General features: G+C 61.2%; 19 protein-coding genes. 8 read left to right on the top strand and 11 right to left on the bottom strand.

Going from position 1 to position 19840, the window contains the following annotated elements; genetic code table 11:
- The first annotated feature begins 39 nt into the window (after nt 1-39).
- Genes nrdR through thiL form a run of 3 tightly spaced genes read left to right on the top strand, consistent with a single transcriptional unit; the run spans nt 40 to nt 1992 of the window.
- Nucleotides 40-546: a transcriptional regulator NrdR gene (gene nrdR, locus C0V97_RS08610; RefSeq protein ID WP_127102209.1), complete on the top strand. Its 507-nt coding sequence runs from the start codon at nt 40-42 to the stop codon at nt 544-546.
- The gene (gene nusB, locus C0V97_RS08605) at nt 543-1046 is read left to right on the top strand and encodes a transcription antitermination factor NusB (protein WP_127102208.1); all 504 of its coding nucleotides are present in this window, start codon (nt 543-545) and stop codon (nt 1044-1046) included. Before nrdR ends, nusB begins: the two co-directional genes overlap by 4 nt.
- Nucleotide 1047: 1 nt before the next feature.
- Nucleotides 1048-1992, top strand: a complete 945-nt coding sequence (gene thiL, locus C0V97_RS08600) for a thiamine-phosphate kinase (protein ID WP_127102207.1) — start codon at nt 1048-1050, stop codon at nt 1990-1992.
- A 162-nt stretch (nt 1993-2154) separates the two neighbouring features.
- Here thiL and C0V97_RS08595 read toward each other — a convergent pair whose 3' ends face one another.
- Nucleotides 2155-3381: a GNAT family N-acetyltransferase gene (locus tag C0V97_RS08595; protein WP_233582059.1), complete on the bottom strand. Its 1227-nt coding sequence runs from the start codon at nt 3379-3381 to the stop codon at nt 2155-2157.
- A 142-nt stretch (nt 3382-3523) separates the two neighbouring features.
- Here C0V97_RS08595 and C0V97_RS08590 point away from each other — a divergent pair, with 142 nt between their 5' ends.
- The 4 genes from C0V97_RS08590 to C0V97_RS08575 all read left to right on the top strand — a co-directional run bounded on the left by C0V97_RS08590 (nt 3524) and on the right by C0V97_RS08575 (nt 8647).
- Nucleotides 3524-4330 carry an SDR family oxidoreductase gene (locus C0V97_RS08590; protein ID WP_127102206.1) on the top strand — a complete coding sequence of 269 codons (807 nt, stop codon included), beginning with the start codon at nt 3524-3526 and terminating at the stop codon, nt 4328-4330.
- Between the two features lie 124 nt (nt 4331-4454).
- On the top strand, nt 4455-5429 hold the full coding sequence (gene glk / locus C0V97_RS08585; protein WP_127102205.1) for a glucokinase: 975 nt from the start codon (nt 4455-4457) through the stop codon (nt 5427-5429).
- 308 nt (nt 5430-5737) lie between these two features.
- A complete protein-coding gene (locus C0V97_RS08580; RefSeq protein ID WP_127102204.1) occupies nt 5738-7084 on the top strand; it encodes a dicarboxylate/amino acid:cation symporter in 1347 nt (448 codons plus the stop codon).
- An 18-nt stretch (nt 7085-7102) separates the two neighbouring features.
- Nucleotides 7103-8647 (top strand): alginate export family protein, encoded by a 1545-nt coding sequence (locus C0V97_RS08575; RefSeq protein ID WP_127102203.1) that lies wholly within the window; start codon nt 7103-7105, stop codon nt 8645-8647.
- Between the two features lie 174 nt (nt 8648-8821).
- On the opposite strand, the gene C0V97_RS08570 is transcribed toward C0V97_RS08575, so the two are convergent.
- Genes C0V97_RS08570 through C0V97_RS08560 form a run of 3 tightly spaced genes read right to left on the bottom strand, consistent with a single transcriptional unit; the run spans nt 8822 to nt 11194 of the window.
- Entirely contained in the window at nt 8822-9223 is a 402-nt protein-coding gene (locus C0V97_RS08570; RefSeq protein WP_127102202.1) for a DUF934 domain-containing protein, read from the bottom strand.
- Complete coding sequence (locus C0V97_RS08565; RefSeq protein ID WP_127102201.1) at nt 9210-10880, bottom strand: nitrite/sulfite reductase; 1671 nt, start codon at nt 10878-10880, stop codon at nt 9210-9212. Before C0V97_RS08565 ends, C0V97_RS08570 begins: the two co-directional genes overlap by 14 nt.
- Nucleotides 10877-11194, bottom strand: coding sequence for a DUF2849 domain-containing protein (locus C0V97_RS08560; protein WP_127102200.1), 318 nt, complete (start codon nt 11192-11194; stop codon nt 10877-10879). The genes C0V97_RS08565 and C0V97_RS08560 overlap by 4 nt, the downstream gene beginning before the upstream one ends.
- A 210-nt stretch (nt 11195-11404) precedes the next feature.
- Here C0V97_RS08560 and C0V97_RS08555 point away from each other — a divergent pair, with 210 nt between their 5' ends.
- Nucleotides 11405-11899: a flavin reductase gene (locus C0V97_RS08555; RefSeq protein ID WP_127102199.1), complete on the top strand. Its 495-nt coding sequence runs from the start codon at nt 11405-11407 to the stop codon at nt 11897-11899.
- 42 nt (nt 11900-11941) lie between these two features.
- On the opposite strand, the gene mtnK is transcribed toward C0V97_RS08555, so the two are convergent.
- The 7 genes from mtnK to C0V97_RS08520 form a co-directional block, all read right to left on the bottom strand.
- Nucleotides 11942-13135 (bottom strand): S-methyl-5-thioribose kinase, encoded by a 1194-nt coding sequence (mtnK, locus tag C0V97_RS08550; protein WP_127102198.1) that lies wholly within the window; start codon nt 13133-13135, stop codon nt 11942-11944.
- Nucleotides 13132-13836 (bottom strand): hypothetical protein, encoded by a 705-nt coding sequence (locus tag C0V97_RS08545; protein ID WP_127102197.1) that lies wholly within the window; start codon nt 13834-13836, stop codon nt 13132-13134. The genes mtnK and C0V97_RS08545 overlap by 4 nt, the downstream gene beginning before the upstream one ends.
- The gene (locus tag C0V97_RS08540; RefSeq protein ID WP_127102196.1) at nt 13833-14813 is read right to left on the bottom strand and encodes an aldo/keto reductase; all 981 of its coding nucleotides are present in this window, start codon (nt 14811-14813) and stop codon (nt 13833-13835) included. The genes C0V97_RS08545 and C0V97_RS08540 overlap by 4 nt, the downstream gene beginning before the upstream one ends.
- Nucleotides 14814-14892: 79 nt before the next feature.
- The gene (locus C0V97_RS08535) at nt 14893-15759 is read right to left on the bottom strand and encodes an endonuclease/exonuclease/phosphatase family protein (protein WP_233582058.1); all 867 of its coding nucleotides are present in this window, start codon (nt 15757-15759) and stop codon (nt 14893-14895) included.
- On the bottom strand, nt 15743-16417 hold the full coding sequence (locus tag C0V97_RS08530; protein ID WP_127102195.1) for a carbonic anhydrase: 675 nt from the start codon (nt 16415-16417) through the stop codon (nt 15743-15745). The genes C0V97_RS08535 and C0V97_RS08530 overlap by 17 nt, the downstream gene beginning before the upstream one ends.
- A gap of 133 nt (nt 16418-16550) precedes the next feature.
- Nucleotides 16551-19202, bottom strand: a complete 2652-nt coding sequence (alaS, locus tag C0V97_RS08525; protein WP_127102194.1) for an alanine--tRNA ligase — start codon at nt 19200-19202, stop codon at nt 16551-16553.
- Nucleotides 19203-19292: 90 nt separating this feature from the next.
- Complete coding sequence (locus C0V97_RS08520; RefSeq protein ID WP_233582057.1) at nt 19293-19799, bottom strand: GtrA family protein; 507 nt, start codon at nt 19797-19799, stop codon at nt 19293-19295.
- Between the last annotated feature and the right edge of the window lie 41 nt (nt 19800-19840).

Raw genomic sequence — 19840 nt, 5'->3', positions numbered from 1 at the left:
GGGGTCGTGCCATCATCTGCCCATCAGGGGGAAACTCACATGAATTGTCCGTTCTGCGGCCATGAAGATACGCAGGTCAAGGATAGTCGTTCGACAGATGATGGCGCCGCAATCAGGCGTCGACGTGTCTGTGCGGCATGTGCGCAACGCTTCACGACGATCGAACGGGTCCAGCTGCGTGAACTAGTCGTGACGAAGATGGATGGCCGCCGTGTTCCATTCGACCGCGACAAGCTCGCGCGCTCCATTCGTATTGCCCTGCGCAAACGCCCGGTGGAGGAAGAGCGCCAGGAGCGCATCGTCAACGGGTTGGTCCGTCAGCTCGAAGCCTCCGGCGAAGCCGAAATTTCTTCCTCGCGTATCGGCGAATTGGCGATGGATGCATTGCACAGTATCGACGGTGTCGCTTATGTGCGCTTTGCAAGTGTATATCGCGATTTTCGCGAGGTAGAGGCTTTCTCGAAGCTCCTCACGGATATGCGGCCAGGCGAGGAGGGTAGCCCTCTTTCGCCGTCGGGTGAGCACGGGAAAGACAAGGAAGTATGACGATGACAGACCAGCCCAAGAACCAGAATGCGCCCAAGCGCTCGCGCACCGTTGCCCGGGTGGCGGCCGTACAGGCGCTGTTCCAGTGCGAGCAGGGAGGGGAGAATGCCGAGACGGTCATCAGTCAGTTCCAGCGTCACCGTCTTGCTGGCAGCAATGAGGAGGGCTTCGAGGAGGGCTACGTACCTGATGCGGATTTCCGTCTGTTCGGTCTGGTCGTCAAGGGCGCAACCCTCGCCCAGGATCACATTGATGAAGTGCTGAGCGGCGCTCTACCCTCGACCTGGCCTCTGATGCGTCTCGACCCTGTCCTGCGTGCCCTGCTGCGCGCAGCGGTATGGGAATTGGGCGAGGACATTCCCAGCCGCGTCGTCATCAACGAATATCTCGACGTCGCTCATGGCTTTTTCTCCGGCGACGAAGCCCGCCTTGTGAATGGTGTGCTCGACACGTTGGTTAAAAAGCGCAAGGCGATCGGGGACGCGGCTGACGTCTCCTGACATGAGTGGCGGCGAGTTCGACTTCATCGAGCGCTTCTTTCGGCCGTTGGCCGGTGAGGGAGCGCTCGGGCTCAGGGATGACGCGGCCCTTCTGGATGTGCCGGAGGGGAGGCAGCTCATTCTCTCTACCGATACGCTGGTGGAAGCCGTTCACTTTCTCCCTGACGATCCGGCAGAAACGGTGAGCCGCAAATTGCTGCGTGTGAGCCTGTCGGATTGCGCGGCTATGGGCGCTGTACCGCGCGCCTATCTGCTGAATATCAGCCGCCCTTCCGGCTTCGATGATCTTTGGTTTGCCAGTTTCAGCGCCGGTCTTGCGCATGATCAGGCGCTTTATGACGTGCGCCTTCTTGGCGGCGACACTACCGGGACACGAGGTCCGCTCGTGCTCAGCCTTACGATCATCGGAGAAGTGGCGCGCGGGCGTGCCGTCAGTCGGTGCGGCGCCAAGCCGGGCGATCGGCTCTGGGTGACAGGAACGATCGGCGACGGTGCCATGGGGCTCATGGCGCGCCTCGGAGAGGTGCCCGATGCGGATGGCTATCTGACCGCACGCTATCGCCTGCCGCAGCCCCGTCTCGGGTTCCCTGTCCAGAACTTCGCCTCGGCCGGGATGGATGTCTCTGACGGCCTCGTGCAGGATGCAGGGCATCTTGCCCATGAAAGCGGGGTAGGGATCGATATCGAGGCGGAGGCGGTGCCGCTTTCACCGCAGGTAAGAGCGCTTGGCGGGGCCTGGCTCGAAACTTGCCTGACCGGCGGGGATGACTACGAGCTTCTCTTCACAGCGCCTGAAGAGGCCTCCGATGCGATCCGTCAGGCATCCCGACAGTCGGGGCTTGAAGCGACCCCTATCGGACATGTGCGTGAGGGAAGCGGTGTGCGGGTGCTGAACGGCGCTGGACGTGACGTAAATCTGACACGCAAGGGCTGGCAGCATTTCTGACCGTTGAAGGGAGGGACGGTTCAGGCGTCCTTTCCGCCGGTTGCTGGAACAGCCCTGCGAGCGCGCAGGGTCAATGCAGGCGCCCGGTTCGGATCGCAGGCTCGAAGAGCGCGCCCGAGCGGAAGGCACTGCGCCTTCGGGCTCGTGCGCATCGACGCTCGATCAGTTTAAGGCGATATCTTTCTCGTATACGCGATGCACCTTATTTGGCTCAGGCACGAGGCGTTTGACGAGGTTGAGCATCGGCGTGTTCGTATCGAGGATCCAGCCGAGCTCGACTGACTTATAGGGCAGGGTGGCGCGACGTCGGATGAGTTCGTCGATTGCCAGTGACGGCATCAACGCGCCAAGCAACGTGCCGCGCACCGTGTGCGAGACCCCAAGCAGAATGACACGAGCGGACTCGAACCGATGAGCCAGCAAGCGGGTTCCAAGTTTCGCCCAGCCCAGAGGTGAAGGGGCACCGTCGATATCCCGGGTGATGTCGAAGATGTTCGGCACCACCAGAGCCATGGCTGCAGGCTCACCGGCGCGGTCGATCTGGACGTAATGCTCCGGGCGCAGGACCAGTTTGAGCTGGTTGATCAGATCCGCCATCTCGTAATCCTGGAGGGGCACGAAGTTGTAGGTGCCTGCCCAGGCATCGTTATAAAGCGACCGAAGGACTTCCCCCTGCGCCGTGATCTGCTTCTTGGAAAGATGCGACACGGTGACATCGCCCAGCTTGCCTTCGCCCGGCTTCAGCGCGCCAGGCACGACATGACGATCATCCAGATCATCGGTCAGGTCGAGCTTGAACGTCAGGAGATCACGCGTTCCCTCGAATCCGAGTTCTTCCAGAAACGTGCGGGAGGTTTCAGGATGCCATGGTGTTCCGATCATCGGCGCTTCACGCTGCCCCGCGATCATCAGACCTGACTCGCCGTGATAGCCCAGCGTCACAGGCCCGCGCATACGGTGCATGCCCTGTTCACGCAGCCAGTCTTCAGCAGTATCCAGCAGCGCACGGAAGATTTTCAGATCGGGCAGGGCATCGAGTGCGCCGAACCAGCCGATCTTCTCATCCCAGGCTTCGAGAGCCTTGCCATCCACAACCGCCGAAATACGCCCAACGGGTTTGCCGTCGCGCCACGCCATGAAATAGCGCACGGAGGCATGGCGAAAAATGCCGTTTCGCTTGGGGTTGAGCAGATCGTTCTGCTCCATATCGAGCGGCGCCCGATAGCCCGGCAACCCCTTATAGAGATGACGTGGCAGGCGTATAAACAGGTCCAGCTCTTTACGAGAGATCACCGGTCGGACAATCAGGGTGTCGCTGGATGGCGTATCCTCAACCTGCCGACGGGCTGGCAAGTCGATCACGGGCGGGTCGATAACGATCTGCTCCATGACGGTCCGCTCCCTGACTGATTGGTCAGCGACAATCTGGCGGGGATCTTCTGCGTCCGGCAAGGTTCACTCTCTATCGCGGTAGGCCGGTTTGACCCCATGGTCCAACCCGGCTTCCGTTTCATTGACGAAAGCGCGTTGAATGTCACGTCCCGATCCATTTGCAAAGAAAGAGTTTGCACCCGGTCATGTTCTCATCACCGGGGCATCGGGCGGTCTGGGGCGCGCTTTGGCCAGATATTACGCCGGGCCGGGCACGCGCCTGACGCTCTGGGGCCGTGATCAGACCAGGCTCGACGCTGTTGCTGCCTTGTGTCGTGAGCAGGGAAGCGCGGTAACGTGTCATACGCTGTCCCTGTCCGATCTGGATGCAGGATTGGCGCTTTATCGAGTTTGCTCTGCCGAGCGCGCAGTCGATCTGCTCATTCTGAATGCTGGTGTTTCCGACATACGTCCCGATGGCGCCCTGACTGAAACGGTCGAGGCGGTGAGGGAGGCGGCTCTTGTGAATTATGCGGCGCCCGTCACGCTTGCCACCGAGGCGGCCCAGATGATGGCGGCGCGTGGCGAGGGACGTATCGTTCTTATCGGATCAGTGGCAGCGCATCACGACCTGCCCTTTGCTTCCGCTTATAGCAGTTCCAAAGCGGGTCTTGCGCGTTTTGCCACCTGCCTTCATGCCGCCATGGTGCCTCAAGGCGTGGGTGTCACCCTGATCGAGCCCGGCTATATCGATACCGCGATGAGCCAAAGGCTGGACGGCGCGCGCCCGCTACTGGTTTCAGCCGAAGATGCAGCGGCCAGAATTGCGCGGGCGGCCCAACGCAATCAGGCGGTTCTGGTCTTTCCGCGCCTCTTTCTGGGGCTCAAGTTTCTTTCCGCCATCGTGCCGCGTCCGATCGCGCATTTCCTTCTGCGTCGAGCAAAAGTCAAACAGACACCGCGCTGAGCGCGATTTGTCACCGGGGGTGTTGACGCAGGCCGTGTAGCCTGCGAGTGCTTTGTCACGAAACTCGGAAAAACCGTGCGGAGCGGCCCCGCCAGAGGCTGCTCCCGGCACCCTGGAGCAAGCGATGCAGGATATTGTCACTATCGATATTGGCGGAACGAACGCACGTTTTGCGATCGCCAAGGTCGATCAGGGCCGTGTTGTCGAGCTGGGCGAGGCAACAACCCTCCGTACGGCAGATCATGCAAGTCTGGCTCTTGCCTGGGAGGCTTTCGGGCGCACACTGGATCATCCTCTGCCCCGTTATGCGGGCATGGCCATTGCCTGTCCGATCCAGGGCGAAACGCTCAAGATGACCAATAACCCCTGGATCATTCAGCCGGCCATGCTGGCAGAGCGTCTGCATCTGGAGGACTTTACTCTCGTCAATGATTTTGGCGCCGTGGGTCATGCTGTGGCCCAGATCGACGACAAGTATCTTGAGCATCTGTGCGGGCCGGACCGGCCGCTCCCCACCGAAGGCACGACGACGATCGTTGGTCCGGGCACCGGCCTCGGTGCTGCCTGCCTGCTTCGCCGCAAGGGCCAGTATTTCGTCATCGAAACCGAAGGGGGGCATATCGATTTCGCGCCGCTGGACGAGTTCGAGGACAAGATCCTGCGTGCCCTGCGTCGCCGTTTCCGTCGTGTCTCGGCGGAGCGTATCGTGTCTGGACCCGGCCTGACCAATATCTATGAAACCATCACCGAAATGCAGGGCCTGCCGATCACCATGCGTGACAACAAGGCGCTTTGGGAAATGGCGATGGAGGGGCGTGATTCGATGGCGGCTGCGGCGCTCGAGCGCTTCTTCCTCTCTCTTGGTGCCGTCGCGGGGGATCTGGCCCTTGCGCATCGCGCCCAAGGTGTCGTGATTGCGGGCGGGCTCGGGCTGCGCGTGGCCGATCGCCTCCCGCATTCCGGATTTGCCGAGCGTTTTGTGGCCAAAGGCCGCTTCGAGAGCATGATGGGCGACATGCCGGTCAAGATCATCACCCATCCCCAGCCTGGTCTCTTTGGCGCCGCCGCAGCCTTTGCTTCAGACCATCCCGAGCTGTAAGGCCGGAGCCCCGTCACGCGCTCGGCCAATCACCGGTAGGCAGGGCCTGGCGGCCGTCGTGTCTGACGTGGCTCAGGCCGTGCCTGCACGGTAACCATGCGAAGCATCTGCAAGAAATACCCGGCTTAAGGCCGGGTATTTCTTTTTGTGTCGCCTCCTTTTGTGTCTTTAGTCGAACTGGACCATTCGGCGATTTATCTCGTCAACAAAATGTGCTTTTGCCTTCTGCAAGACTTTGTTTAGTGCATTCGTGATTACAGTTTTGTAATCTTGATTTATCTGGAAGCGATCGGAAAGCAGGGGCCCATATGAAACTAGATCCGACCTTTCCGGAACCCAGCGAGGCCGCACCAGCGGAGCATCGCAAGCCCTTCTGGCGCCACACCTATTTTCAGGTTCTGGCAGCGATCGTGGCGGGGTCGCTTATCGGTCACTTCGCTCCCGAGACAGGGCAGGCGCTCCGGCCATTCGGAGACGGCTTCATTCGTCTCGTGAAGATGATCATTCCGCCTGTCATTTTCCTTACTATCGTCACCGGTATTGCAGGCATGCGTGATCTGCGTGCCGTTGCGCGTGTAGCGGGGAAGACATTCGGTTACTTCCTGTTCTTCTCGACCTTCGCTCTCGTTGTCGGTCTGATCACGGCCAATGTGATCAGGCCAGGGGCGGGCATCCACGCCAAAATCGGGGGTGCCGGTGAGAACGCAGCAAGCGTCGCAGGCTATATCGGCAAGGCTCATGAGAGCAGCATCACTGAGTTCGTTCTCAATATCATACCTGATACCTTCGTCTCTGCGCTCACGACCGGAAACATTCTCCAGGCCCTCTTCGTCGCAATCCTGACCGGTATCGGTCTGGCGCTGATGGGCGAGCGCGGCGCGCGCGTCTATGATGTGCTGGAGGAGATTTCGGCGGTCGCGTTCCGTATTGTCGCCATTCTGATGAAGGCGGCTCCGATCGGTGCGTTCGGTGCCATGGCCTTCACAGTGGGCAAATACGGGGCTTCGAGCCTAGCCGATCTCGCCACGCTCGTTGTCACCTTCTATCTGACCGCCTTCCTGTTCGTCTTCGTCGTTCTCGGCATTGTCGGTCGCCTTGCCGGATTCTCGATCCTTCGTCTGATCGCCTATCTCCGCGCCGAGTTGCTTCTGGTTCTCGGCACGTCTTCCTCTGAGAGCGCGCTGCCCAGCCTGATGGCAAAAATGGAATCCGCTGGATGCCCGAAAAGCATCGTCGGGCTCGTGGTGCCCATGGGCTATTCGTTCAATCTTGACGGAACGAATATCTACATGACGCTTGCTGCGCTGTTCATTGCGCAGGCCTATGACATTCATCTCAGCTTCGGGCAGCAGATCCTGCTGCTGGGCATGGCCATGCTGTCTTCGAAGGGCGCGGCCGGAGTCACGGGGGCGGGCTTCATCACCCTTGCTGCGACATTGTCCATCCTGCCGACGATCCCTGTCGCAGGGATCGCGCTTATTCTTGGTGTCGATCGATTCATGAGCGAATGCCGCAGCCTCACCAACTTCATCGGCAATGCCGTCGCGACAATTGTCGTCGCACGGTGGGAGGGCGTTCTGGACCGTAGCAAGCTCGCTCTGGCGTTGCGTGGCGAGCAATCGGGTCTGGCAGCGCCGCCCGTCATTCCTGAGTGATCACCTGGGACACGTGTCATGCCAGATTGGTTCTCTTTCCCCCAGTCTTTCCGGACGCGGCGCGTCATATATTGCGGCACGGCGCTTGGTGTGCTGGCGCTTGGTATGCTGACACCGGGCTGCCAGGCCCTGGCCCAGGGGCATAACCCGGCTCCCGATCCGACATCACAGACACGCGCGCCTGCCGAACCGGCGGTCAGTGCCTATCCTGCTCCCGCAGCGGGGGACGGGCTTACGACGTCGGGCTACAACCTCTCGCGCTGGGCCGAGGACTGGACGAAGATGCGCGATGCGAAAAACCGTCGCGACTTTCTCGATCGACTCAAATTCCTGCCGCTCAATCGCTCCCAGAACATCTATCTGACGTTTTCGGGTGAAATGCGACTGCGGCTCAACCAGACGGGCAACCCCAATCTGCGTAAGGGGCCACGCCAGAGGCAGGACATCATGCGGCTTGTGGGAGGGGCGGATCTACATATCACACGCTATTTCCGTGCCTTCGGCGAACTCGCTCACGGTGGCATTTCCGGCCCCAATATCGGAACTCCCGCAGCCTCGATGCGCAACAAGCTCGTGCTTCAGCAATATTTTGCCGAGGCTGACGCGCCCTTGAAAGCCGTGAACATCGGCGCGCGCTATGGCCGCCAGGAATTCACGGACGGCGCCAATCTCATGACGTCGCAGCGGGACAACAACACGCTTCGCTTCGTGCTCAACGGAACGCGTTTCTGGGTGCGCGGCCGTATGATCCGGGGAGATTTCTTCGATTTCCGCTATACGCGCCTCGGTCGCGGAGGTGTACGCGATGATGTGGTTGATCGCGGGATCCGCTTCTCCGGCGGCACCGGCGGGTTGGTAATCCCCAAGGATTTCCTCGGTAAATCCAAGCTTTACCTCGATCCCTTCGTATGGCGTTTGCGCAACAGGCGTGCGGTCTGGGGCACAGGCCCGGCGCGTGAGGACCGGATGTATTACGGGGTCAGGCTCTGGGGGGATGTACAGCGGCTGACGATCGACTGGGTCGGCAATTATCAGGGCGGCCATTACGACGGGCGCACGATCGCGGCCTGGCAGTTTTTTCTTGCGCAGACTTATCGGCTGGGCAAGGCGCCCACATCGCCGCGTATCGGTTTCCATGCCGATTATGCCAGTGGTGGCGGCGCGTTCGGAAAGGGCACAATGCGCAATGCGCTCGCCCCGTTCGGCAATAACATCTATTATAGCTACCAGCTTTTTCTGACCCCGACGAACCTTGTTGCCCTGGCGCCGAATATCACTGTTTCTCCGTTGGAAAGTCTGCGTCTGACGATCGAGCATCAATTTGCTTGGCGTGCGACCGTGCTCGATGCGGTGTATCGTGCCAACGGGACAGCCTTTGCGGGAACACAGAACACGCGCGCGCGCCGTGTGGCCCAGTCGACGCGCGCTCAGGCGGTCTTCACCTGGACGCCACGCCTGACGTTCACTGGACGCTACGAGCATTTACAGGCTGGACCTGCGCTCACGCGCGCCGGTTATACAAGCTCGGATTTTTTTGCCGGCTGGGCAAATTACCGCTTTTGAAACGCGCTATTCCTGCCCTCTGGGTCGGGGAAGACGCGACGTGATACGTGCATCTGCGCGTCCCCGGATACGATCATCTGTATGGCTCTGATCGATGGGCGGTCCGCGCAGCAGAGGGGGCAGGTGAGAAGCCGGGGACAGGAGCGACCCCGGCACTTATATCGGGCAACGGCCTTAGCGCAGGCCCAATCGAGCCTGATAAGTAACAGGAAAGAGCGAAAGGGCGCGTAACCACGGCGTCTCATCCACGTCATCCCCGAGCAGGACGCAATCGACGCCGCAACTCCGCAGGAACTGGGCCTGATCCGGAATCAGATGACCCTCGGCACGTATCTCACCGGCAAAGCCGTAATATTCGCGCAGGGCCCGTGCCTGCGTGAAACCGCGCCCGTCACGAAAGATCGGGAAGGTCACGATGATCAGATCGAGATGATCAAGCGCTGTTTCCAGGGTCTCGACATCAAAATCAGGCGTGAGGCGTATCGCGCGGGTCGCCTCGGTCATTTCGGCAACAGGGACGATCTCCAGCGTCGGCGGGGCGGGATGACGCGCCGGTCCGAGCTCAAACTGTTTCATAAGCGGCTTCCTTGAACGGGGTATCGCCAAGACGTGTCAGGGTGTCCAGAAAGGCCTCTCCTTTGACCCGCACACTCAGATAACGATCGACGATGCGGGCAATGGCATCGACCATGTCATCTTCCGGCAGGGCGGCCCCGAGGATATCGCCCGTGCGCGACAGATCATCATCGCGACCGCCAAGCGTGATCTGGAAGAATTCCTCGCCACGCTTGTCGACACCGAGCAGGCCGATATGACCGACATGATGATGGCCACAGGCGTTGATGCAGCCCGAGATATTGATTCGGAGCCTGCCGATTTCTTCCTGCAGAGCATTATCGGCAAAGCGCGCGCTCAACTTCTGTGCGATCGGAATGGAGCGCGCGTTGGCAAGAGCGCAGTAATCGAGCCCGGGGCAGGCGACGATATCGCCGATCAGTTCGTGATTGGCATCACCGAGACCGATGGCGACCAAGGCCTGCCAGAGCGCATGCAGACGATCCTGTGCCACATGGGCAAGTACAACATTCTGCAAATGGGTGATGCGCAGCTCCCCGAAGGAATACTGGTCCGCCAGATCGGCCAGTCGGTCCATCTGGTCCGAGGTGGCGTCGCCCGGAATGCCGCCAGCCGGCTTGATCGATACCGTCACGGCAATACGACCGGGGGCGAAATGCGGGTGAGTATTGCTGCGTACCCAGCGGTCAAAGTCAGGATCGGCGGCGCGATCGCGCCTGAGCACGGCTTCTGCCTGCGGTTCGGCGCTCAGGTCGGGCGCGGCGAAACGCGCGCGAATGGCGTCGACCGTTTCCGGCGCAAGTCGGTAATGGGCGGGGTCCATACGCGAGAGTTCGTGCTCTACCGCCTTGCGGTAACCGTCGATCCCGAGCGCCTGCACCAGAATCTTGATACGCGCCTTGTAGATGTTATCGCGTCGTCCATACGCGTTATAGACGCGCAGGATCGCCTCAAGGGTCATGAGCAGGTCCGGCTCGGCTACTGAATCGAAGAGTTCATGCCCGACCAGCGGCGTACGTCCCAGTCCACCGCCTACAAAGATGCGGAAGAGCGGTCCGTTCTCTCCGGGGCGGGCAAGAATGCCGATATCGTGGAAGCGCGCCGCGACGCGATCCTGCGGGCTGCCGGAGATGGCGATCTTGAATTTGCGCGGGAGGAACGTGAATTCGGGATGCAGGGTAGACCACTGACGCAGGATCTCGGCGTGGACACGGGGATCCATCAATTCGTCAGCCGCAGCCCCGGCAAACTGGTCACAGGTAACGTTACGAATGCAGTTACCGCTGGTCTGGATTGCATGCATATCCACGTCGGCCAGCTGTCTCAGGATCTCCGGTGTGTCTTCCAGACGGATCCAGTTGAACTGGATGTTCTGGCGCGTGGTGAAATGGCCGTAATCGCGGTCGTAACGACGCCCGATATGGGCAAGCTTGCGCATCTGACGCGAGTCCAGAACGCCATAGGGAATGGCCACGCGCAGCATATAGGCGTGAAGCTGCAAATAGAGGCCATTCATCAGGCGCAGGGGTTTGAACTCATCCTCGCTCAATTCACCGCTCAGGCGTCGCTGCACCTGACCTTCGAATTCCGAGATGCGTGAGGCGAGAAACTCACGGTCCGCCGTCTGATACTGGTAGTGACCGACAGGCGCGTTCATGCGTCCAACTCCGTAGCAAATTGCGGATGAACCGTAGGCCCGAACGCTCTGATCCGCTCCCTCACGCTCACCGGCTGGGCGACTGGCCCTGGTCGGACCACCACCTCATATACCCCGACCACACCATCATCCTGTGCCGATTTCGTGGCAGTTTCGAGTGTCGACTCGTAAAGCTCCGGCGGGAGGATTGCCGCATGCGTGATCGATCGCTGCCAGGCGCCATTGGCGTCGCGCCAGACGATAAGTCCGTCGAGCAATCTGTTGGCCGTCAGCACGAGTGCCTCGCCAGCGCCTATGCGTATCGCCCTTTTCATGGTCGCTCCCGCCCCGATTAAGCTTTTCACAGTGTGGAATATAATCTATCCACGATGATCGTGTGTTTATATCTCAGGAAACCGTGTCCTGGGCAAGGCGCTAAACTGCGCCCGCAATGAACAAGTTGCGTCCATCCTCTTGCAGCAATAGCCCATTGCCGCATACCGGATGTCCAATCGCCGCTGGCCAATCTGTCTGGAGCCTCTGCCATGCCTGACCGCCCCCCCTTGTCGAAGGAACTCTTTCGTGACGCGATGGCGCGCCTTGCCAGCGCCGTAACCATCATCACGACTGATGGTGAAGAGGGGCGCTGTGGCTTCACGGCTTCGGCGGTGTGCAGTGTTTCCGATGATCCTGCCACCTTGCTCGTCTGCGTGAATCGCGCAGCGACAACCCATGCTCATCTGGTGCGCAACAACCTGCTCGCCATCAATGTTCTTGCCCATGAGCAGGAGGCCCTCTCGGGGCTGTTCGGGTCGTCCCGCTCCTCCATGGAGCAACGCTTCGCCTCAGGCATCTGGCGAAAGGGCGAGATCGGGATGCCCGTTCTGCAGGGCGCGCTCGTAACGCTGGAGTGCCGTGTCAGCCTGACGCAGGAGATCGGTACCCATACTGTGTTCTTCGTCGAGCCGCTCTGCGCCGAATTCAATCGCGATGAGGCGAACGGTCTCGTCTGGTTCGATCGGGCCTATCGACGGGCCTGACCAGTTGGGGATGCGGCGCGGTGCCGCGCCGCATCAGGAACGTCAGATCATGCCCAGTAGGGCCTCAGGGCTGTCGATCTGAAAGGCTCGCTGAATAAGCGCACGCCCTGTGATCAGGGCACGGCGCCTTGCCTCGACTTCCTGCTCCCGGTCCTGACTTGCCTCGTAATCGGCAATCTGCGCGAAGCCGATGGTGCGGCGAACCAGTTCCAGACCGGCAAATCCCGCGCAATCATGCATGACCTGCTGGAAGAATCTCGTGCGCTCGGCGGACGAGACTGTTGGGCGCGACAGTGACCCCACATCGCCGCGCGCGCCGCTCTGTTCCCAACGTTCCAGATAGGCGTGGCGAAATCCGGACCAGAGCAGCGCAATCTCGTCACGCATCCACGCGTCGTGCTCGGGCTGTGCGTACGCATTCATGATCAGATTGGCCGTGAACATACCCAGATCGAAGCCGATTGGTCCGTAAAGGGCGAATTCCCCATCGATCACGCGCACATCATCGCCGCAGATCATGACAGAGCCCGTGTGCAGGTCGCCATGAAGCAGGGCCTGACCGCAGGAAAGAAAGCGCTCCTGCAGGCGTTCCACCGCAGCGTGAAGCGCGCTGTCTTCCTGAATCGCGGTCACGAGATCGTCGAGGGCCGGGCTGATCCAGTGGTTGCGCGCGCAGTCGCGACGATAGGGATCCGTCAGGACCAGATCCACGCTTATCCGGGTCAGGGCCAGATTGCGCGAGAAGATATCGCGCATGGCGTGTACATCCTCGAACGGCATGGCACGCCATGAAGTCGCAAAGCTCGCGTGACCGACAAATTCGCCGATGCGCGCCGCAAAGCCGGCCGGTGCCAATCCTGCGATCAGCGCTCCGCGCAAGACGTGATGCGTCGCGAGATTTTCCATCACGATCAGAAACAACCCCTCATCGAGATGATAGAGGGTCGGAATCTGATGCCCGACGGCCGGACTTACATGCTGCATCCAGCGTGCCTCGAACAGGGTCCGTTCCAGAGGCATGGCCCAGGAAGGATCAACCCGGACATAGGGCAGGGATTGCTTGCAGCACACGCTACCGAGCGGCCCCGAGACGATGAACACCGTATTGAGATTTCCGTCGCTGACTTCGCGCGCGCCCCAATCCGCCGTGTTGCCGCCCAGTATGGCCGACACCGAAGGGAGAGCCGCAAGCGTGTCGATCAGCCCGGAGGCCGTGAGGGGACGATAGGCACTCATCGGTCAAGACGCTCCAGCATGGCTCTCGTGGTCGGCAGGACATGGCCCGAAAGTGAGGCAACCAGATGCCTCTCGTGACAGGCAATCTGATCGTATTCGTCATTGGCGCGCGCCTGCCAAGCCGCTCTGATGGCGGCGAAAGACAGATCGGTGCGGATCATGAAGCCAAGATCGACGATATGCGTGTGATCATGCTCGCAGGCGAGCAGGGGGCCGCTCAGGGTAACCGCGCCTGACAGACCGACTTCCTCGTCGAGCTCGGCCAGAAGCTGGGCGCCGAGGTCCACGGTGTCGGCGTCCTTCCGCGCTTCGACACTGCCAGCGGGAACGCCCTGCCAATACCCGGGCAGATACAGGGAGTTCGGATTGCGTCGCCCCAGAACGACGCCGTCCGGGCAGAGAAGCAGTCCCGTAACGGCCAGGGAGCGCAGATTGAGACGTGCCGCGAGTTCGGGCGCCCGCATCTGGGCGAGAACCCAGCGATATTCGCACCAGAAACCGGAGAGAGCATCTGGGGAAAGAGAGGAGAGGCAGAAGACGCGGCCATTATAGAGCCCCGGATGCGCCTTGAGTGCGTCGTGCCATTGCGCTTCGATCGCGGCCTCGAGATCGGGATCATCCAGAACCGGGGCGGGATGGCAGGTGATGCTCAGGGCTGTTGCGAGGCTCGTGACTGGCCAGGGGGCGCTTATCGGGTTCATGCGGGCTTCCTTTCCGAGGCAAGCAGCGCATCCAGTTCAGCCTTCATCGCATCGTCCAGGGTCAGTGCGCAGGATCGCGCATTCTGCAGCAATTGCTCCTCGCTTGTGGCCCCGGCGATCACGCTTCCCACTACGTCATGGCGCAGCAGCCATTGGAAGGCGAGATCGGAGAGGCTGTGGTCGTGGCGGGTTGCGAGCGCCTGCGCACCCTCGATGAATGACCAGACAGCGTCCGACCGGTAGCGCTCCTGGAGATAAGTCCAGGCGGCCAGGCGTGATCCTTCCGGCGGGGCGGTGTCGCGTTGATACTTACCCGTCAACATACCGGAGGCGAGGGGGAAATAGGGCAGGAGTCCGAGCCCAAACTGCTTCAACGCCGGGATGAGAGCGGTCTCGGCGCCGCGCTCCAGCAGGGAGAACTCATCCTGGCAGGCGATGATTCCCGAGAGTCGTTCCCGTCGGGCAATATGGCAGGCATTGGCGATCTGCCAGGCGGGGAGATTGGACACGCCTGCATAGCGTATCTTGCCGCTGCGGATGAGGTCGTCGAGCGCACGCAGGGTTTCCTCCAGCGGGGTGCGCGGGTCAGGACAATGAAGCTGATAGAGGTCGATCCAGTCTGTTTTCAGTCGGCGCAGACTGGCTTCGACCGCCGTCACGATATAGCGGCGCGACGCCCCGGATGCGCGTCCCGCAGGATCGTCGCCCTCGCACATTTTCATCCCGAATTTGGTGGCTACCACCACCTCCGCGCGATGACCCTCGAGCGCCGCGCCGAGTGCCTCTTCCGACGCACCTGCATGCGCGTCGCGCCGTCCGTAGACATCAGCCACATCGAAGAGCGTGATCCCGAGATCCCGCGCGCATGAGACGAGACGGGCGGAGCGCGAAGCGTCCACACGCCCCCCCAGATTATTGCAGCCAAGCCCGAGTTCCGAGACAATCAGCCCCGACTGTCCCAGAGAACGATAGCGCATGACCAGATCCCCCCTCCCGATGATGACGCAGATCATAGGCCAGCGCCGCGCCGATGCACAATCGAGCCAGCGCCCCGGATCAGCGTGGCGAGAGACGCACCGATACCGGGCAATGATCGGATAAAACGAAGGCCGGCGTGGACTCTGGCGGGAGCATCACGCGCAGGCTGCCGGGAATGAGCCAGTTCCGGGCCTGCCCTCCGAGCAGAATGTGATCGATGAAATAGCTGCCCCCTTCGCAGGGGCTGGCCAGCCCGGAAGTGACCAGAAGAGGCTGCGCCGCATCGACCAGGGCGCGGTAATACGGATCCTGCAGGGTGAGTCGGCGGTTGAAATCACCGATAATCGCATAGGCCTCGCCCTCGTCTTCGCGCTCGGCGATCCAGTCCGACAGGATGGCGATCTGCTCGCGCAGCACAGGACAGGCATGATGGTTCTCGGTCCAGCTGCGCTCCCAGCAGCCGGATTTGAGATGGATCACCAGGAGGCGGAGCCGATAGCTCCCATCACTGAGGACGACATCAAGACCCGGTCTCAGGGCGTGACCTCCACGCAGGGGAGAGCGGTCAAGCGCGCGGAGTTCGTGCTGGTCCACCACGTGCCATGGCGCGCGGAGAGCGAGGCCGAGATTCTGCGCAATGGGCGCATGGCTCAGGACGAGATGATAGAGCAGGGGCGGGAAGAGTTGCGCGAGCGCAGCCTCATTGGCGACTTCCTGGACTGCGATGATATCCGCATCGAGACGCGCCGCCTCCGCGGTGAGGGCGGCCCAGTCCCTGCCTGAACGAGAGGGAATATTGGGAGGCAGGTCCGCTCGCGCTGAGGCAGGCAGGATCAGCCAGTCAAGATTCCATGTGGCAATCTTGAGGGGAGACGCTTCGGCTGACGGGGCCAAGACCCAGACAGCCAGAAGCAGCCCCAGAAGCCAATCAGGCCTGGACGCCAAGACCGCTCAGAACATCGCGCACCGTGCGCTCCTGACGGGTCTGCTCGTCGATCACGACGACCTGACCCGAGCCGATATCGTAGAACCAGCCCTGAAGGGCGATTTCGCCCGCGGCCAAGGCCCCGACCACGGCTGGATGGGTGCGCAGATGGGCGAGCTGAAGCAGTACGTTCTGCTGGGCCAGTTCCTTGACAGTTTCCGGCCCCGCGTCTTCGGCCTTCAGCGGGCCGAGAGCGGCGCGAGCTGCTTCGGCATTACGCAGCCAACGCGCTACTGTGGGCATCGCATCGAATTTCGGGTTGTTCAGATCGCACAAGGCGCCCATCGCGCCACAATTCGAGTGACCACAAACAACGATATGCTTAACCTTGAGCACGAGCACGGCGTATTCAATGGCGGAGGAAACCGCACCGAGCATTTCGCCATGCGGCGGGACGATATTGCCGACATTGCGCACAATGAACAGGTCACCCGGCGCAGTCTGGGTGATCATGCTCGGGTTGATACGGCTATCGGAGCAGGTGATGAACAGGGTGGAAGGCGACTGGCCATCGGCAAGACTTTCGAAAAGCTCGCGATGCTCTTCGTAGACTTCGTCGTCGAAATGCTGCACGCCCTTGAGCAGGGCAATCAGGCTGTTTTCGATTTCACTCTTCATCGAGACCTCATCTGAAGGATTGCTGTTGCACTGCTGTATTAGTGCAACAGCTTGAACTCAGATGCCTTCGATGCCGCGCTTTTGATTAGGTGTCCATGCCATAACGACATGGTTCACCCTTTGTCATGATCGCTCAGGCAGAGAGCGTTTTTCTGAGTGAATCGAACACGGCGTCGCTATTCGGCTGCGGCCCGCCGGCCTGGGCCATATCGGGGCGGCCACCACCGCCCTTGCCGCCCATTTCAGCCGAAGCAAGGCGCACCAGGTCAACGGCATTGAAGCGATCATTCAGGTCCTTTGTGACCGCCACGACCACGCTGCCCTTGCCCTCAGCCGTCGAGATCAGCGCCACGACGCCGCTTCCGATCTGCTTTGTAATGGCTTCAGCCATGTTCTTGAGTTCGCGCGGCGCCACATCGCCCAGATCACGCGGAACGAAGGTCACGCCATTGATGGTCTCGCTGGCGGAATCTGCCTGACCGGTGGCGAGGCGCTTTTGAAGTTCCGAAACCTGTCGCTCGAGCGCGCGACGCTCTTCCACGAGCGCGGCGAGGCGGTCAGGCGCTTCGGCCACGGTGGCCTTCAGCAGATCGGCTATGCGACGCAGGCGTTCATCGGCTTCGATCGCGAGGCGGTCGGCCGCAACGCCGCAAACGGCTTCAATACGACGCACACCGGCCGAGACGCCGCTTTCCGACACGATACGGAATGGCCCGATCTCGCCTGTGCGGCCCACATGCGTACCGCCGCAAAGTTCGATCGAGTAGGCGCCGCGCGTGTCATCGCCCAGCCCCATGGAGACCACACGGACCTCGTCGCCGTATTTCTCGCCGAACAACGCCATTGCGCCCTCGGCTACGGCGGTCTCGGGCGTCATGATGCGCGTTTCGACGGCGCTGTTCTCGCGAATGCGGGCATTCACCTCGCGCTCGACCAGAGCCAGTTCCTCGGCCGTAATGGGGCGCGGCTGCGACACGTCGAAGCGCAGGCGCTCCGGCGCGTTCAGACTGCCCTTCTGGGCGACATGATCACCCAGCTGGCGACGCAGGGCCTCATGAAGCAGGTGGGTTGCGGAGTGATGCCCGCGCACGGCCTGGCGCCTTGTATGGTCGATCTCGGCTGTGACCGAAGTGCCGGGGCATACGGTGCCTTCGAGTACGCGGCCATAATGCACCAGCAGATCGCCATTGCGCTTCTGGGTGTCAGTGATCTCGATCCGCAGATTCTCACCGACCAGCACGCCATGATCGCCCACCTGTCCACCGCTTTCGCCATAGAAGGGGGTCTGGTTCAGCAGGATGGCGATCTCGTCGCCCGCTGTGGCGCTCTCGCTCTCGACACCGGCCTTCGCAATCAGAACGATCTCGGCATCGGCCTTTTCCGAGTTATAGCCCAGGAACTCCGAGGCGCCGAAGCGCTCCCGCGCGTCGAACCAGATGGTCTCCGCCGCAGCATCGCCTGAACCGACCCATGCCGCGCGCGCACGGGCGCGCTGCTCGGCCATGGCGGCTTCGAACCCGGTCACGTCGACCGTGCGGCCCTGTTCGCGCAGCGCATCCTGGGTCAGGTCAAGCGGGAAGCCAAACGTATCATACAGCTTGAAGGCAACGTCGCCCGGCAGGGCACCGCCCTCAGCCACACGGGCGGTCTCGTCTTCGAGCAGCGACATGCCGCGCTCAAGCAGGGCGGTGAAGCGTTCTTCCTCACCCTTCATGGTTTCGGCGATGAGCGCCTGATGCTGGACCAGTTCGGGATAGGCCGAACCCATCTGGCGGATCAGTGCGGGGAGCAGGCGATAGAATACCGGCTCGGTCGCGCCCAGGCGCTGCAAATGGCGCATGGCACGGCGCATGATACGACGCAGCACATAGCCACGCCCATCCTTGGACGGCATGACGCCATCGGCAATCAGGAAGGCGGTCGAGCGCAGATGATCGGCCACAACGCGATGGCTCGCCCGCAGCGCGCCATCGGGGTCGGTGCTGAGTGCATTAGCGGTCGCTTCGACCAAGCTGCGCAGCACGTCGGTGTCATAGACATCGCGCTTGCCCTGCATGACGGCGGCAAAGCGTTCGAGCCCCATACCCGTATCGATCGAGGGGCGCGGCAGCGGCGCGCGCGTGCCCGGAGGCCCTTCAAGGTACTGCATGAAGACGAGATTCCAGATCTCGACGAAGCGATCCCCGTCTTCCTCGGGCGAGCCCGGCGGGCCACCCCAGACATCGGGTCCGTGATCAAAGAAGATTTCCGAGCAGGGGCCACAAGGGCCGGTATCGCCCATGCGCCAGAAATTGTCGGAAGTCGGGATTCGAATGATCTTCTCTTCGGGCAGGCCAGCGATCTTGCGCCACAGACCGGCTGCTTCCTCATCCTCGGCATAGACCGTGGCGAGGAGCTTCTCTTTCGGCAGGCCATAGCCCTTGGTCAGGAGATTCCAGGCAAACTCGATCGCATCGGCCTTGAAATAATCGCCGAAGGAGAAATTGCCGAGCATTTCGAAAAAGGTCAGATGGCGAGCCGTGTAGCCGACATTGTCCAGATCATTATGCTTGCCACCCGCGCGCACGACCTTCTGAGCCGTGGTCGCTCGGGTATAGGGGCGGGTTTCCTGCCCTGTGAACACGTTCTTGAACGGCACCATGCCAGCATTGGTGAAGAGCAGGGTCGGGTCGTTCTGAGGCACCAGCGGTGCTGAAGGAACGATCTTGTGGCCCTGGTCTCCGAAATACTTCAGAAACGCGCTGCGCAGCTCATTTGTGGTGGTGTTGTGGATCGGTGTGGTCATGGCGCGAGCAGAAAATCCCGATTGCGGCGTGAAGATGGCATCTCCACTAGAGCAAAGAGACCGCAAAGGAAATGTTTTGCGCGTGGGCTCTCAGGATTCCAGATCGCGATCGACCGGATCGACATTCAGATCCACGGCCATCTGGGCCAGTTCCATGGGCGTTTCAGGTACTTTGGCGCGGAAGACAAGCTTGCGTGACAGATTGAAATTGGCCATCAGCCCCATCAATGACCCGGCGGCCAGCGGCAAGGCCACATGGCGTGAGCAGAATGGAATGGTGAAGCATAGCGCATAGACCGTGCCGCGATTGAGCAGGAACCCGAAGCTGTTGGCCGCAAGGAAGCGCAGCCATTGCAGGATGGGATGATCGCGATGGGCGACACTGCGAAAGGTCCAGATCTGGTTGAGCAGCCAGTTGAGGCTGGCGACCAGGAAATAGGACAGCAATGTTGCAGCCGTCAGGCCGAGTTCGGGGCGCAGCAGCGTGACGATCAGGATGTCCCAGACCAGCCCCAAGGCCCCGATGATCCCGAAACGCAGGAACTGCGTGATGAGCTGTCTTGGCGCCCGGGGGTAGAAGAGGCGTTTCTTCAGCAAGGGGCAGGGCCTTTCGCAATCACCGGTAGATGGCGACAAGC

The organism is Asaia sp. W19 (genome assembly GCF_003994335.1).
Taxonomy (GTDB): Bacteria; Pseudomonadota; Alphaproteobacteria; order Acetobacterales; family Acetobacteraceae; genus Asaia.
The sequence above is the reverse complement of the archived record's forward strand: the minus strand, read 5'-3'. Positions and strand labels throughout refer to the sequence as shown.